This window comes from Thermococcus argininiproducens, from assembly GCF_023746595.1.
Taxonomy (GTDB): domain Archaea; phylum Methanobacteriota_B; class Thermococci; order Thermococcales; family Thermococcaceae; genus Thermococcus_A; species Thermococcus_A argininiproducens.
Genome location: NZ_CP080572.1, coordinates 1,286,406 through 1,298,996 on the forward strand (window position 1 = coordinate 1,286,406; position 12,591 = coordinate 1,298,996).

The following is a 12,591-nucleotide window of genomic DNA, read 5'->3' on the forward strand; positions in this document are numbered from 1 at the left end:
AACAAAATATTATCTAGTAACTATCTAAATATACCTATCAATCGAACCTTCTTTGTGGACTTAAATCAATTATAATTCCTTATCGTGACCTTGAGGGATACATTCAGGAAAAGACATGGTCTTGGGAGACAAAGACTCTCTCCCCTTGCCACATACTCGAAATGATGTGAATAGAATTGTGTTATAATAAAGGAAAAGGTGTTTGAACCTGAGGAGCGTGATGGGTAATGGTCGGGGTTATTATTAGAGGTTCTGAAAATGTAATAAATCCTCATCATATCAAAGATAGTGATCTTGGGTTAGCCCAGGAGATAATTAGTGCCTATAACAAACTCTTAGAAGAGAGCTGTATTGGACCGTGCTACAAGTATAGAGTCGACCAGCTTTAATTAATAGCATAAAATTGAGTTTTAATGATATTTATTGGTATTTATCCCTTGTTTTCTTTAAATTTCTCCTCAGCACCCGTTAACATATGTGGAAGTGGGACAAATTTTAGTTACCTGTCCATCCAAAATCTTCCCTATATTTGCCTTAATTTATATACTTCCTCTGATACATGGAATAATTGGCAGTAAAGTAGAGAGGTACTTTCTAATTATTACCACCTTGGCTTGTAATCATAAAAATTGTTTGAGATGCCGGCTTATTCAATACTTATTTGCAAATTCTTGGAGAGACTGCATAAGCAGGGGTTAAGTTCAATCAATTGTTCCGTGAGCTCAGAACAACTCAATATAGTAAAAAATACATATTTTGTAATTTTCTATAATAGTAATAATTAGAATCAAATAATATTATAGTATAGGATATATCATATAATTTTAATAGTCATTAATCGTGGACAATATTGTTAAGATATTATATAGGATTTTAATTAAAACTATATAATTTATCGTAATAATTTGAAGTAAAAGTTGAGGGAGAAAGGAAATAAATGCACACTGAAATACTACTAACCAGAGTAAGTATTTCCCAAGGTTATTTATACTTTGTGGGATATATGTATTCACGGTGAGAGAGTATGAGGGAGACTCAAAATTTTGTATGTCCTTTTTGTGGCTATAGAGCAAAAAGTCTTGAAGAATTGAAAAAACACATCTTAGAGGAACATACGCTGAATAGAGGGGATATAAGAGGTATTAAGCATGGCCAAAAAGATTAATAAGTCTATTTTTCGTTCTTGATTATGGTGGGATTCATGAGATTCAAGATTGTTGAGAGAAAAATTGGATGGCATAAGGATTTTGATAGTTCCCACTTCTTGGTGCTTCCATATGAGAGTAAGTGTCTTAGGATTCATGGACACACATATAACGTAGATGTAGAGATATGGGGAGATCTTAATAAAAATGGGATGATTTTTGACTTTAACCACCTTAGTAGCTTAATAAAGCTCCTAGATCATAAGATTCTGGTAAGCGAGGAGTGGATAACTGAAAAAAAAGGTTCTTATATAATAATCGAGAGAAATGGCAAGCGATTAGAGTTGCCGGAAGATGAGGTAGTAGTTCTCAACAAGCCAAATGTAACTGCTGAACTCATAGCGGAGTGGTTTGCTGAAAGGATATCTGAAAAGGCTGGGGAAAATGTGAAAAAAATCAGGGTAAAGATATGGGAAGATCCAAGGAGTTATGCAGAGGTAGTCTTAGAATATTAACCCTTTAATTTTGTAAAGTAGTGGTTTTCCGTATCTTTTCTAATTTGTAGAATAGATTTAAATATTTCTTTCTCCAATTTAATATAGTAAATTACTGAAGGTGAGTATTATGAAGTGGGTAACACGTGAACATGTTCATGTGGATAGAGTTGCTTGCCCGTGGCTTATAAAACGATTTATAGATCCTGAAGCCGAGTTTATTTTTGTGCCGCGTGATACGGATCCCGCAACTATAACTGAAGGGATACCATTTGATTTTAAGGGGGTTGAACTAGGTCACCATAATGGAAAATGCTCCTTTGACGCATTTATAGAGAAGTACAATATAACGGACCCTGCAGTGTTAAAGATAGCTGAAATAGTTAGAGAAGCAGACACTCACGTTGAGAACCCCTCTCCCTTGGCCATAGCTCTTGATATTATTGCTAGAGGCTATAGGATGATCTGTAAGGATGACTATGAGACACTAGAAAAGGAATTTTATCTCTATGACGCGTTGTATGCATATTTCAAGAAAGAACTAGAGGAGGGAGAAACTTAACCTCCTTTTGTTTTTGGATTTTATTTTTAAACCTCAACCTAAAAAGTTAAATTAATCTTAGTCCTTTATTTAATTTAGGTGATTACCATGAGATTTTCAAAAGGTAGAGCATTTCTTTTCAGAGTACCGGAAGGAAAGGAACTCTTAAGTTTTATCAATGAATTTGCCAAAAAGCACAATGTGCTGATTGGAACTGTTAGTGTGATAGGCACTCTAAGAGATCCTAAAATCGGGTATTTTGAAGAGGACAAGAAACAATACAAAGTTATTGAGCTCAAGGGGACTTATGAACTTATTTCTGCTTTAGGGAACATAAGTCTCAAAGATGATGAGCCTTTTGCCCATATCCACGTAAGCCTAGGAGACAAGGAAGGGAGGATGCTTGGTGGTCATTTAGTAGAAGGCGAAGTTTTCGTGGCAGAAGTGTTTATTCAGGAGTTGCTAGGAGAGTTATTGGAGAGGAAGCCTAAAGAAAACGGGTTAGCTTTGTGGGATACTGAAGAAAGTTAGTTAGGGAGAATGGGTGTGAAATTTAACGGGGATATATGCCTTCCCCTTCTTTTCACATATTTTTGAGGAGATTTGCCATCTGAGTTTTCTTACTCTGAAAATTTTAGTTGTTTTAGATTTCTTTTTGGGATTTTGGTACCAAATGTGGAGACTCTTAGATTACTTTAGATTCGTATCTTAATGTTCTCACAACCATCTGCCAAAAACTAAAAAAGATTCACGAATTAGGTAAATTACTATAGGTGGTATCCTATGGATGAAATAAGGGCATATCTGGGTGAGATTATCCCAGGAGGGATAGTATTAGTCTCTTACGGGCAGTACAGCTTAGGATGGAAAATCGGAGTGAATTTTCTGAAGCAAGAATTGGAAAATGGGGGATTTGGAATAATAGCCAATTTTACAGTACCTTTTAGAAAGCTTGTATATAGGGCAGGCGCAGTTGGTTTGAATCTACTTGAACATGGAGATAAGGGAAGTATTGCAGTGATTAATGGGTTTAAAGAGCCTTTGGTGAATCATACCTTTGTGTATCCTTTTGTTGAGTTTGATGAGGAAACATTTTCTCCGAAATACAAGAATATCATGAGAAACCTGGGTCGCAAGTACAACTTTCGAGATAAAAGGGTTGTTGCAATGTTTGCAACGTTGGATGCTCTGTATGAGCATTTTGGAGGGAATTTTATAAAAAACATGATTTCTATGTATATGTCTCATACAGAAAAGCTTATCCAAGAAGGTAGAGAGTTTTATACAATTATGCTAGTTAACAGGGACGTCATTCCAGAGGGTCTTCATTCTTGGCTTGTTGGCGTGAGTGATTACGTAATTTTGAGTAAGGGGTTTTTTGAAAAAGGTGAATTCTATGAGAATATCGTGATCCTTAAAAGCATTGAACATGGCTTTAACCCAATAGTCTTTCAAATAAAGGCCTTAACAATACCTAAAACTCTTCGTTAGCAGGGTTTTGGGCCATTATATTTTTCTTTCGAAAGTCTCGCTCTTTAGGGTAGGCCACATTTTAAGTGGTAGTTCATGGGGGTACCAAATGGGAGCCATCGCAGCTTGGGTAGGAATAGTATCCCTCTCGGCAAGAGCCAAATGTTATACCCATTCCTTCAATCTTTTCTCGGGCCTCTCTGAGAATCTTGAACCTTATTTCTTTGGGTAGATAGTAGTATCCAGCAATTTTTTCTCCCTTTTTATAAAGAGGGGAAAGTCTTTCCATTAATGCAGGGAATTTTGCTTCCATTCTCTTCCATGAGTCAGCCCGCAATTTTAGGGTGGAAACAGTAATATGGGAGACAAAGTCCAATGCTTTTAGAGTCTTATCAAAATCTTTCCAAGTGTAGAATGGTATTATAGGATCAATTCTGGCGTAGATGGGAATTCCTTCTTCTTTTGCCTTTTTTAGGGCTTTAATTCTCTCTGATGGAGAAGGAGCATTTGGTTCCAATAATTTGGCTTTTTTCTTGTCTACTGTTGTTATAGTGATTCCCACAGCACACTTTAGACCTTTTAGTATATCCAAGTCTCGTTCGAATAAATTTGACTTGGTGAGGATTAAACATCTGACATCGTATCTTTGTAAGAGTTTGAGGACTTTTCGGGTTATTTTAAGCTCTTTATCTATTGTAGGATATGGATCAGAGGAATATGACAAGGCTATTATAAAGCGTTTGTCGAAGCTTCTGAGTTCTTTTTCTAGGTATAGGAAAAGATTCTCCTTTGTCCTCACTTTAAAGGCCTTGGGGATGTATGAGGTTATATAACAGTAAACGCACGCGTGGTCGCATCCAGTATATATATTGAGAGTGTACTTAAAAGGACATGTGCAAAGTTTGGATTTCCATGGGTCAAAAGATCTAATATACATAACTTAAGGTTCACAAAAGAGATTTAAAAAATTCTCCCTATTTTGGTTAGGTGGTCCTATGAAAGGAGTTGTCAAATGGATTGAGGATAAGAAGTTCGAAGCTCTGACAGAGGAGGGTGGGAAAATAATTTTTGGAGAAAGTGGCATCTCTCCAATGAAGACTCTCCTTCTTAGTGTTGCTGGATGTACGTCAATAGATGTAGTAATGATATTGCAAAAAATGCGGGAGCCCATAGAAGGTCTAGAGGTCGAAATAACTGGTGAAAGGAGAGATGAGCACCCTAGAATCTACACAAAAGCCCATCTCCATTATAAAATCTATGGAGACGTAAACGAGGAAAAAGCTAAAAGAGCAATAGACCTCAGTCAAACAAAATACTGTTCTGTGGGGGCTCATTTGAAATTAAGTGGCACTGAGGTAACTTATTCTTACGAGATTATTAGGGAAAAAGTTTAAGGCTCTCTTTTCTAAATTTTATATGGTGGGTTTAATGAGGGGAGAACTTATTAGGGTTTTAAGTGGTGTTGAAGAAAAGGCCAATGAACTTAAGATGGAAGGATTTGAGCCAGATATTGTTCTGTTTGGGAAAGAGGCATACGAATTCCTGAAAAGTCAAGTTAATGCAGAATTTGGAGGAGAAGATACAGTCTCAGAGATTTCTGGACTTACAATAAGGGTGGTGGAAGAGCTCGGAAAAGATGCTGTCGTTATTGATTCAAAAATTTTAGGCCTTGGCCTCGGAGGGGCTAAGAGAGTTAAGATAATCAAAGATTAAGTTTGTATCCACTTAGAACGAGCATACTTAGAGCAATGGCCATAATGTCCGCTAGACTTCCGGGATTTCTTAGATCTTTCTTTTCTCTCAGAAAGCTATCAAGTTCTTGGAAGGTGACTTTCCCATTCAATGCTTTTTTAGCAGTCTCTTGGACAAGAATAGCTTCTTCAATACCTGCTTTTCTTATTATAAGTGTGTCCACGTTAGTTGCTAAAAGTTCTAGAAATGCTCGTAAGGCAGCTTTTTCAAGAGGAAGTGAGGAGGTAAGTTGTTTAAGCTTTTCAAAGGTAGAATAACTAAGTTCATATCCATTTAGCCATTCTTTGAATATCAACTCTCTTTTGCTTGAGACTTCGGCGAGTTTCCACAAGTTTACTTCATCTTTCACAATTGCATCAAATGAGGAGTCGTCATATACATCGTATTCTACTCCTTTTCTAATTCCTTTTGGATTTGCAATTCTTATTGCTCTGTAGAACTCAATAGTATCTTGGGGGGTTGAGGAGCGTATTAAGAGCTTAGTTTTTTCTCTAGCGGAATCAATGTCTCCACTCCATGTAAGAGCGACGATTAAGGGGACTGCTAAAGTTATGATGCCAAAGTTTGGATTGGAGTTCTGGATTTTCTTGGAGTTTTCAACAGCTTTTTCTATGAGTTTCCCAAGCCTTGCGTCTCGGGGTAAGAGTTCTTTATTTTTAATTTGTTTCCCTCTTTCTGCAGCCTCGAAAAACACATCCATAACTGCTGTGTTGGCAAAAAGAAAATGATAAAATGTAAGGTCTTCAAAGTCTTTATATCTATTTACATTTCCTGGTTTGGGTATTGCTACTTCTAGTAACGGTCCTATGGTAAAGGCTTTAACAACCTCCCATGTTTCCATGCTACATCATTCCACGATTATTTTGCCTACAAAGTTCTTGGCTGTTAATTTTAAAGTCTTTTCTCCAACTTCAAACCCCTTATCTATGGTTATTGATGTTAAAGATCCTTCAATTTCTGGTGCTACCTTAATATTGTCTGGTATGTAGAGAGTAACTTCACCGCTTCCCCGGTATATGCCAATTTGAGAGCAATATCCCTCAATTTCAATATCAGGGCATCTTTCGAGGCTTATTTCCATTTCCCCTACGAAGTTAGCTGTTGTGAGGCTGCTAAATGACCCTGAGACTTTAAAGTCTCCAATAACATTTTCTATATTGATTGAGGTAACGTCAGCTATGTTGATGTCTACATCTCCCACGGTGTTTCTTAAAGTTAGAGAATTAATGTCTGCTTCTTCCCCAACTTTAATGAAAAGTTTCCCATTTCTGTACTCAGGACATCCAGAACAACTTATCTCTAAAACATCTCCTTCGTTTATCCTTAATGGCAAATTGCTGAGGACTTTTATACCATCTCCAGACACTCTCACGATGCTGATCTCCGCGGCGATGTTCTCTATATCTATCTTGGATGCTTGGAACTCTCCAAGTTCTTTAACATCTCCAGCCTCTCTGAAGGAAAAGTGCCATCTGAAACTTGTCTCAGGGGTTACAAGATAAAGGGCGAGGTAAAGAATAAACACGACTCCCAAGAGGGTTCTTGCATTTCGGTTTTTTATTAAGATGTAAAGACCAGCGATAAGTAATGTGACTCCCCAGAATGTTTGTTTGATGTATTGTGCATAAGGTAGCAAATAATTATAAAATTGTGGCTGGAAACTTCTTAAAAGTAGTAAGAGTCCAAAAAATACTAAAAATACGCCAAGAAGCCTCTTCATTTTTATCCCCTCGCCACCAAGTATAGTCCAAGGACCAAGATAAGCACGGCAACGATTTCTCTAAGACCTAGGAAAGGAATTGGGATAAATTCTTTTAAGAGTAATGCGGTTCCTAGGATGACGAGAGCTATTCCAAAGAGTTTTGTATCGTCTTTTTTCTCAATTTTTGGAGCTTTCTTGGCGAATTCTTCCACTTTTTCTCCAGTCTCTTCAACTATCTTTTCAAATTTTTGAGGGATCTTTTCTGCAGTAACTATTTCTTCCTCTTCGGGCATAACTATAGCCATTAGGAAGTATGCTAGGATGAACACGGGTTCTACGAGACACAAGAGGATAAATAATATCCTTATTATTGTGGGATCCACTTCAAGATATTCAGCAATACCACCTAAAACTCCTAAAAATACCTTGTTTCTTTTACTCCTCTTTAATCTCTTTTCCAACTTCTTCACCTCCTTCCTTAGGCTCCTCGGGCATTACAACCGCCAGGAGGAGATATAACAAAACCGCCGTCCCTACACTTCCTATGAGTAGTATTATAAAAAGTATCCTTACAAGAGTAGGATCGACGTTAAAATATTCTGCTAGTCCACCACAAACTCCAAATAACATTCTATTTTTTCTGCTTCTATACAGCTTTTTTTCCATGGGATGTCACCTCACTTTCCAAACCCAAATTGTATTGGGTCTTTGTTTTATATAGCTTTAATCTTCTCTAAATGTATTGTCACTGATAGTTTCAATGGTCAAGATACAATAGAGTACTGTTCACTTTTGAGCAGAAAAGGATTTATATTCAAGTGCCGAGAAATTTTAGGTGGACCTAATGAGTAACCTCATACTAATAAGACATGGTGAGAGCCTTTGGAATAAATTAAACCTTTTCACTGGATGGGTGGATGTTCCTTTAAGCGAGAAAGGTGTAAAAGAGGCCTTGAATGCTGGGGAGCTTCTTAAATACTGGCGGATTGATGTGATTTTTACTTCCGAGCTTGTACGTGCAATCCAAACAGCAATGCTTGTAATGAGTAAAAACTATTCTGGGATTCCAAAGATAGAGCATGAAAATGGAATGATGAAAGAATGGAGTCTAATTTATGGAGAAGATGGGGAAAGGTATGTGCCTACATATAAGTCATGGCATTTGAATGAGCGATATTATGGGCAACTTCAAGGGTTAAACAAGGATAAAGCCAAAAAGATTTATGGGGAGGAACAAGTGCTTTTATGGAGGCGAAGCTATGATGTTGCTCCACCCGGTGGAGAAAGTCTTAAAGACACTGCCAAGAGAACCATCCCGTACTTTAGGGGGAAAATAATGCCCGAACTTGAGAGGGATAAAAATGTCCTTGTTTCAGCTCACGGGAACAGTTTGCGCTCAATAGTTATGCATATTGAAGGATTGACTAAGGAAGAGGTTTTGAAGCTTAATATTCCTACTGGGGTGCCATTAATCTATGAATACCAAGCTGGAAAGCTTAAAAGAATGGGATATCTTTATGAATGGGGATACGATAAAAGCTTGCATATAAAATAAAAGGGGAGAAGAAGGCGATCGTAATCAGATTATCTCGATTTCAAATTCCACTATATCGTTCCTCAACTTTTTCTCAGCCATTTCAATGGCTTTTTCAATTTTATTAGCAGCTATTATTTCCTCTTCGGGGATTGAATTTAATCTGTAGTAAACTATTCTTGCGAGCATTCCTTCACCCCCACATATCACCCTAAGTAGTAGTACATTAGGCCCAAATCTTGATGTTTGTAAACATTTTTATAAGCCTTTCTGCACAAAAAAATACGTTAATGAACAAAAAATGTTTAAACAACAAAGGTGAAAAATCCGTCATGAGGTTCCTTTATATAAAAAGAGTACATCTGTACGAAATACTTCAGAGGGCAAAAGAAAGCAATGTTGAAATATGTGGTTTTTTACTTGGACAAGAACATGAAGATGGATTTTTCGTAGAGGAAATAGTTTTCACGAAAAATAAGTTGAATTCTCCAGTAGAATTTGAAGTAGATCCATTGGAAACTTTAGAAGTTTTTCAAAAAGCTGAAACGGAAGAGTTAGAGATAATTGGAATTTTCCATTCTCATGTTAATTGTCCTCATTATCCCTCTGGCAAGGATCTAAAAGGAATGGATTTATGGAGAAATGCATGGTTAATAGTCAGCACTCTTGGAACTTATGGAGCATTCCTTTTAAAGGACGGAGAAATTAAAGAGATTAGAGTAGTAGTTCTGGATTGAATCACTCGTTATTTATTGTAATCTCAATTTTTCGCCCTTCTTTATACCCTTTCATGGCTGAAAGCATACCTTTAATAGTCTTTTTTACTAACTCTTGAACCCAATCTTTCATTGGGAGTTCTTTTCCATCAACTTTCACAACTACTTGAGGTTTTGAGCTTATGACAACACAGTCTTTGATGCTTTTCTCTCCTCTTATAATTAATTTTGCCATTTCATAGCAAGTGAGACCACACATTCTACAATCGAGATTTGGCAACATAAATGCTTTCTCTTCGATTAAATCAGCTAGTTTCCCAGGGTTTTCGAGAGCATTTATCACAGGTAATCCTTTTATTTGGTGTATTTTGTTATTTGCTACAATTCCACTAATTGCAATTGCTAGGCCGTCATTGAGAGCCTCTACTTCTTCTTCACTTTTTGCACATATTATTTTTGGAATGTGCTTGACTGTTTTAAATCCCTCAAGAAGAAGGAAATCCACTTCGGGAATTATTGAAAATAATGCATTTATATCCTTGGCCTCGAAAAGTAAAGCGTCGGTTTCCTGGGCCTTAACGATGATGTAATCGGCTACCTGTTTAAATTTCCATGTGTCTGTGTTCTTGTTATCAAAATTAGTATGCATGCTTTTGGCTATTGCTATTTTGTATCCTCTGTTTTTGAGTTCATTTGCAACTTTTTCTAATGTGGAGGTCTTCCCACTCTTTTTAAAACCTACAAAAGCTATGGCTTTCATTTTAATCACTCTAGAAGCATTATCCAGTTGATATCATCTATTTTAACTATTAAGGATTTCCCTCTATTTCCAACAACATCTGCGACGTTTTCAAGCACAATGACTTCTTCATCAAATTCTTCTAGAGTTCCAGTGAAAGAATGGTCTCCACTAACTGCAAGAGCAACTCTTTTTCCCTTCCATTTCTCAAGTGTCTTGTCAAGCAAGGCCACTTTTTCTTCACTCATATTCTCACCTAATACAAAAAGACTATAAATGTCTTTTAGCCTTTTCCATCTGGTGGGTTTTATGAGATTGGTCACAAAAAATGAAGTTGTAAAGGAAGCATTTTTGAATGAGCTTAGAAAAGAGAGAATAAAGTTTGTAGTCAAAGAAAGACTTGGGTATGAGGCTTTTATTGGGTATATGATTGAGGGAACTCTTGACGAGATTAGTGCTACTATAAACTCTTTTCAAGGAGAAGAAAAGGAAGTTCTCCTTCAGGGCTTTTTAAACTTTAAGGAACAAATTAATCACGCTCTTGAGCATCTTAGGGAGGGGGAAAGTATAAATCTCCTTCTCCAAGAAGGATATTGGATGGGGGATGTCTTAGATCAGCTTTTTAAAAATGGGGCTATCACTGTTGAGGGAGAGAAGGCCAAGCTTAAAGAGGATGTAGATGTTACAAAGCTTAAGTTCCAGTTCCGTTTTCCATATCAACTTGCAAAGGATTTGGAGAGTATTGAGAAGATAGCAAAGCAGTTTGCTTTTGTAGACTTGCTCCCGGAGTATGAAATAGAAATAAGGGAAGTGGAAATAGACAAAATCAACAGGGCTTTTCATATAGCAGCGAAGTACTTTGAGGAAGATATAGTGATGGGAGCTTATTTTGCAGCTATCTCTCGAGGAATAGTTTCAAATGAAATATTAACCATCATTAATAATGAGAAGATTCCAAAAGATGACTTAGTTGCAAGTTTTCTCAAGGCAATGCCCATGGAAATTCCAACTGAAAAAGGGATAATGATAATAAACGTAGTGAATACAAAAGCCCTTGAAGGAATCCTCAGGCTCTTGGAAAAAGAAGGTCGTATAGATATAAAAGGAGGAAAGATTAGAAGGCTGAAGTAGATTCCTCGGAGGGTAGCAACACCAAACCAAGGAGCATTAGGATTCCACCAACTCGACTGGTTAAAATGAGGGCAATTATAGCTGGGATCAAAAGTTTGTCTTTTGCTTTTTTGTACTCTTCATTTTCGATTAGTTCAATGCATTCGTTTGCCCTGTTATATATCCAAAAGCCGAGGATGGCGAAGGGGACTGCAAATAATACTCCTATCACCGTTAACAGAAGCATAAATGCTATAAGAAATGGCTCTATAACACTTAATATTCCTCCAACTTTTATGAGCATTTTGGCCATTTCAACATCGGCCATATAACCACCATGAATAGTAAGAAAAAAACTTTAAAAAAGTTTCCAAATTTCGTCGGTTTCTGGCCTTTTTAGAGGGATTTCTTCTCCTTCTTTTACAATAGTTTTTATATTGTTATCATCTAAAAACTCTCCGACTATTGCAGAGGTTATTCCTTCCTTTTGTATTGCTGCAACTATCTCCTCCGCTTTCTCCTTTGGAGCAGCAATTAAAAGGGAGCCAGAGCTTATTAATGCCAGTGGATCAAGATTGAAGTATTCACACAGTTTTTTAGTTTCCTCGGCAATAGGTATCTTTTCATGGTAAACTCTAAACCCTAAACCAGCAGCATCTGCCATCTCATGAAAACCGTTTGCGATTCCCCCTTCTGTGGGGTCATGCATAGCATTAACCCCGATATCTGCTGCAATGAGGGCTTCTTTTACAACACTAATTTTTTCTAAAAATTCTTTTGCTCTGTTAACAAACTCTTTACCAAAAGCGTTTTTTAGTTTTTCTTCATGTTCGCTTGCTATGATTGCTGTTCCTTCGATTCCAGCTCCCTTAGTTAGAATTATCATGTCTCCTGGTTTAGCACCATTTGACCTGACGAGTTTTTCCTTTTTAACTTCTCCAAGCATTGTTCCTATCACTATTGGCCTGTTTAGTCCAATTGTTACCTCTGTATGACCTCCTACTATAGAAACTCCAAGTTTTTTCGCATTTTCGTGCATATCTTCCATGATTTCTTTAAGTAATGTTTCATCGGAGTTTTCGGGAAGGAGAATAGTTGCGAGGAACCATTTTGGCTTTGCCCCAAAAGTTGCAACGTCATTTGCATTTACGTGAATTGCATAAAAGCCTATGTGTTTCTCTGCTCCAGTTATTGGGTCGCTTGAGGCAACTAAAACATTCTCACCAAAGTCAATTGCAGCAGCATCAATACCTACCCCTGATTTAAGTATTACTCTCTCGTCTTTGGCTCCCAAAAAGCCAAATACAATCTTTTCAAGAACTTCTGGAGGAACTTTTCCTGGAAGCATCTTTCATCCCCTTATTGAGTCACTGGGGAGAAATATAAAG

21 protein-coding genes are annotated in these 12,591 nt (G+C 37.1%); 11 read left to right on the forward strand and 10 right to left on the reverse strand.

Annotated features, from left to right (window positions below; translation table 11 throughout):
* Positions 1 to 227: 227 nt before the first annotated feature.
* The 6 genes from K1720_RS06905 (at position 228) to K1720_RS06930 (ending at position 3,671) form a co-directional block, all read left to right on the forward strand.
* Positions 228 to 389 (forward strand): hypothetical protein, encoded by a 162-nt coding sequence (locus K1720_RS06905; RefSeq protein ID WP_251947941.1) that lies wholly within the window; start codon positions 228 to 230, stop codon positions 387 to 389.
* Positions 390 to 1,024: 635 nt separating this feature from the next.
* Entirely contained in the window at positions 1,025 to 1,165 is a 141-nt protein-coding gene (locus K1720_RS06910) for a hypothetical protein (protein ID WP_251947943.1), read from the forward strand.
* A gap of 36 nt (positions 1,166 to 1,201) precedes the next feature.
* Positions 1,202 to 1,660, forward strand: coding sequence for a 6-pyruvoyl trahydropterin synthase family protein (locus tag K1720_RS06915; protein ID WP_251947944.1), 459 nt, complete (start codon positions 1,202 to 1,204; stop codon positions 1,658 to 1,660).
* Positions 1,661 to 1,769: 109 nt separating this feature from the next.
* A complete protein-coding gene (locus K1720_RS06920; RefSeq protein WP_251947946.1) occupies positions 1,770 to 2,201 on the forward strand; it encodes a chromate resistance protein ChrB domain-containing protein in 432 nt (143 codons plus the stop codon).
* An 87-nt stretch (positions 2,202 to 2,288) separates the two neighbouring features.
* Positions 2,289 to 2,711: a PPC domain-containing DNA-binding protein gene (locus tag K1720_RS06925; protein ID WP_251947948.1), complete on the forward strand. Its 423-nt coding sequence runs from the start codon at positions 2,289 to 2,291 to the stop codon at positions 2,709 to 2,711.
* Between the two features lie 252 nt (positions 2,712 to 2,963).
* Complete coding sequence (locus K1720_RS06930; RefSeq protein ID WP_251947950.1) at positions 2,964 to 3,671, forward strand: hypothetical protein; 708 nt, start codon at positions 2,964 to 2,966, stop codon at positions 3,669 to 3,671.
* Positions 3,672 to 3,744: 73 nt separating this feature from the next.
* Here K1720_RS06930 and K1720_RS06935 read toward each other — a convergent pair whose 3' ends face one another.
* Complete coding sequence (locus K1720_RS06935) at positions 3,745 to 4,587, reverse strand: SPL family radical SAM protein (RefSeq protein ID WP_251947951.1); 843 nt, start codon at positions 4,585 to 4,587, stop codon at positions 3,745 to 3,747.
* A 58-nt stretch (positions 4,588 to 4,645) separates the two neighbouring features.
* Here K1720_RS06935 and K1720_RS06940 point away from each other — a divergent pair, with 58 nt between their 5' ends.
* Together K1720_RS06940 and K1720_RS06945 are read left to right on the forward strand one after the other, a co-directional pair.
* Complete coding sequence (locus K1720_RS06940) at positions 4,646 to 5,044, forward strand: OsmC family protein (RefSeq protein ID WP_251947953.1); 399 nt, start codon at positions 4,646 to 4,648, stop codon at positions 5,042 to 5,044.
* Between the two features lie 34 nt (positions 5,045 to 5,078).
* Entirely contained in the window at positions 5,079 to 5,363 is a 285-nt protein-coding gene (locus tag K1720_RS06945; protein ID WP_251947955.1) for a family 4A encapsulin nanocompartment shell protein, read from the forward strand.
* On the opposite strand, the gene K1720_RS06950 is transcribed toward K1720_RS06945, so the two are convergent.
* The 4 genes from K1720_RS06950 to K1720_RS06965 are packed head-to-tail and all read right to left on the reverse strand — an operon-like array spanning position 5,353 to position 7,770.
* On the reverse strand, positions 5,353 to 6,243 hold the full coding sequence (locus K1720_RS06950; protein ID WP_251947957.1) for a triphosphoribosyl-dephospho-CoA synthase: 891 nt from the start codon (positions 6,241 to 6,243) through the stop codon (positions 5,353 to 5,355). The genes K1720_RS06945 and K1720_RS06950 overlap by 11 nt on opposite strands.
* A 6-nt stretch (positions 6,244 to 6,249) precedes the next feature.
* Positions 6,250 to 7,122, reverse strand: coding sequence for a DUF4097 family beta strand repeat-containing protein (locus K1720_RS06955; protein ID WP_251947959.1), 873 nt, complete (start codon positions 7,120 to 7,122; stop codon positions 6,250 to 6,252).
* Between the two features lie 2 nt (positions 7,123 to 7,124).
* Positions 7,125 to 7,574, reverse strand: a complete 450-nt coding sequence (locus tag K1720_RS06960) for a PspC domain-containing protein (RefSeq protein ID WP_251947961.1) — start codon at positions 7,572 to 7,574, stop codon at positions 7,125 to 7,127.
* Positions 7,540 to 7,770 (reverse strand): PspC domain-containing protein, encoded by a 231-nt coding sequence (locus K1720_RS06965; protein WP_251947963.1) that lies wholly within the window; start codon positions 7,768 to 7,770, stop codon positions 7,540 to 7,542. The genes K1720_RS06960 and K1720_RS06965 overlap by 35 nt, the downstream gene beginning before the upstream one ends.
* Positions 7,771 to 7,948: 178 nt before the next feature.
* Here K1720_RS06965 and K1720_RS06970 point away from each other — a divergent pair, with 178 nt between their 5' ends.
* On the forward strand, positions 7,949 to 8,659 hold the full coding sequence (locus K1720_RS06970) for a 2,3-bisphosphoglycerate-dependent phosphoglycerate mutase (RefSeq protein ID WP_251947965.1): 711 nt from the start codon (positions 7,949 to 7,951) through the stop codon (positions 8,657 to 8,659).
* Positions 8,660 to 8,683: 24 nt separating this feature from the next.
* On the opposite strand, the gene K1720_RS06975 is transcribed toward K1720_RS06970, so the two are convergent.
* Positions 8,684 to 8,827 (reverse strand): hypothetical protein, encoded by a 144-nt coding sequence (locus tag K1720_RS06975; RefSeq protein WP_251947967.1) that lies wholly within the window; start codon positions 8,825 to 8,827, stop codon positions 8,684 to 8,686.
* 143 nt (positions 8,828 to 8,970) lie between these two features.
* On the opposite strand from K1720_RS06975, the gene K1720_RS06980 reads away from it, so the two are divergent.
* On the forward strand, positions 8,971 to 9,375 hold the full coding sequence (locus K1720_RS06980) for a M67 family metallopeptidase (RefSeq protein WP_251947968.1): 405 nt from the start codon (positions 8,971 to 8,973) through the stop codon (positions 9,373 to 9,375).
* Position 9,376: 1 nt separating this feature from the next.
* Here K1720_RS06980 and mobB read toward each other — a convergent pair whose 3' ends face one another.
* Both mobB and K1720_RS06990 read right to left on the reverse strand, forming a co-directional pair.
* Positions 9,377 to 10,114: a molybdopterin-guanine dinucleotide biosynthesis protein B gene (mobB, locus tag K1720_RS06985; protein ID WP_251947970.1), complete on the reverse strand. Its 738-nt coding sequence runs from the start codon at positions 10,112 to 10,114 to the stop codon at positions 9,377 to 9,379.
* Positions 10,115 to 10,119: 5 nt separating this feature from the next.
* Entirely contained in the window at positions 10,120 to 10,341 is a 222-nt protein-coding gene (locus K1720_RS06990) for an LSm family protein (protein ID WP_251947972.1), read from the reverse strand.
* 61 nt (positions 10,342 to 10,402) lie between these two features.
* Here K1720_RS06990 and K1720_RS06995 point away from each other — a divergent pair, with 61 nt between their 5' ends.
* Positions 10,403 to 11,224, forward strand: a complete 822-nt coding sequence (locus K1720_RS06995) for a hypothetical protein (RefSeq protein ID WP_251947974.1) — start codon at positions 10,403 to 10,405, stop codon at positions 11,222 to 11,224.
* Here the strand turns inward: K1720_RS06995 and K1720_RS07000 are convergent.
* Both K1720_RS07000 and K1720_RS07005 read right to left on the reverse strand, forming a co-directional pair.
* The gene (locus K1720_RS07000; protein WP_251947976.1) at positions 11,208 to 11,531 is read right to left on the reverse strand and encodes a hypothetical protein; all 324 of its coding nucleotides are present in this window, start codon (positions 11,529 to 11,531) and stop codon (positions 11,208 to 11,210) included. The two genes, K1720_RS06995 and K1720_RS07000, sit on opposite strands and share 17 nt — an antisense overlap.
* A gap of 30 nt (positions 11,532 to 11,561) precedes the next feature.
* Positions 11,562 to 12,551, reverse strand: coding sequence for an AIR synthase family protein (locus K1720_RS07005; RefSeq protein ID WP_251947978.1), 990 nt, complete (start codon positions 12,549 to 12,551; stop codon positions 11,562 to 11,564).
* Positions 12,552 to 12,591: the final 40 nt, after the last annotated feature.

Excerpts from the sequence above, each read along its gene's own strand:
- K1720_RS06945 (WP_251947955.1), top strand. The coding sequence starts at position 5,079 with ATGAGGGGAGAACTTATTAGGGTTTTAAGTGGTGTTGAAGAAAAGGCC.
- K1720_RS06950 (WP_251947957.1), bottom strand. The coding sequence starts at position 6,243 with ATGGAAACATGGGAGGTTGTTAAAGCCTTTACCATAGGACCGTTACTA.
- K1720_RS07000 (WP_251947976.1), bottom strand. The coding sequence starts at position 11,531 with ATGGCCGATGTTGAAATGGCCAAAATGCTCATAAAAGTTGGAGGAATA.
- K1720_RS06905 (WP_251947941.1), top strand. The coding sequence starts at position 228 with ATGGTCGGGGTTATTATTAGAGGTTCTGAAAATGTAATAAATCCTCAT.
- K1720_RS06930 (WP_251947950.1), top strand. The coding sequence starts at position 2,964 with ATGGATGAAATAAGGGCATATCTGGGTGAGATTATCCCAGGAGGGATA.
- K1720_RS06990 (WP_251947972.1), bottom strand. The coding sequence starts at position 10,341 with ATGAGTGAAGAAAAAGTGGCCTTGCTTGACAAGACACTTGAGAAATGG.
- K1720_RS06920 (WP_251947946.1), top strand. The coding sequence starts at position 1,770 with ATGAAGTGGGTAACACGTGAACATGTTCATGTGGATAGAGTTGCTTGC.
- mobB (WP_251947970.1), bottom strand. The coding sequence starts at position 10,114 with ATGAAAGCCATAGCTTTTGTAGGTTTTAAAAAGAGTGGGAAGACCTCC.
- K1720_RS06980 (WP_251947968.1), top strand. The coding sequence starts at position 8,971 with ATGAGGTTCCTTTATATAAAAAGAGTACATCTGTACGAAATACTTCAG.
- K1720_RS06955 (WP_251947959.1), bottom strand. The coding sequence starts at position 7,122 with ATGAAGAGGCTTCTTGGCGTATTTTTAGTATTTTTTGGACTCTTACTA.
- K1720_RS06975 (WP_251947967.1), bottom strand. The coding sequence starts at position 8,827 with ATGCTCGCAAGAATAGTTTACTACAGATTAAATTCAATCCCCGAAGAG.
- K1720_RS07005 (WP_251947978.1), bottom strand. The coding sequence starts at position 12,551 with ATGCTTCCAGGAAAAGTTCCTCCAGAAGTTCTTGAAAAGATTGTATTT.
- K1720_RS06940 (WP_251947953.1), top strand. The coding sequence starts at position 4,646 with ATGAAAGGAGTTGTCAAATGGATTGAGGATAAGAAGTTCGAAGCTCTG.
- K1720_RS06915 (WP_251947944.1), top strand. The coding sequence starts at position 1,202 with ATGAGATTCAAGATTGTTGAGAGAAAAATTGGATGGCATAAGGATTTT.
- K1720_RS06910 (WP_251947943.1), top strand. The coding sequence starts at position 1,025 with ATGAGGGAGACTCAAAATTTTGTATGTCCTTTTTGTGGCTATAGAGCA.
- K1720_RS06970 (WP_251947965.1), top strand. The coding sequence starts at position 7,949 with ATGAGTAACCTCATACTAATAAGACATGGTGAGAGCCTTTGGAATAAA.
- K1720_RS06935 (WP_251947951.1), bottom strand. The coding sequence starts at position 4,587 with ATGTATATTAGATCTTTTGACCCATGGAAATCCAAACTTTGCACATGT.
- K1720_RS06925 (WP_251947948.1), top strand. The coding sequence starts at position 2,289 with ATGAGATTTTCAAAAGGTAGAGCATTTCTTTTCAGAGTACCGGAAGGA.
- K1720_RS06965 (WP_251947963.1), bottom strand. The coding sequence starts at position 7,770 with ATGGAAAAAAAGCTGTATAGAAGCAGAAAAAATAGAATGTTATTTGGA.
- K1720_RS06995 (WP_251947974.1), top strand. The coding sequence starts at position 10,403 with ATGAGATTGGTCACAAAAAATGAAGTTGTAAAGGAAGCATTTTTGAAT.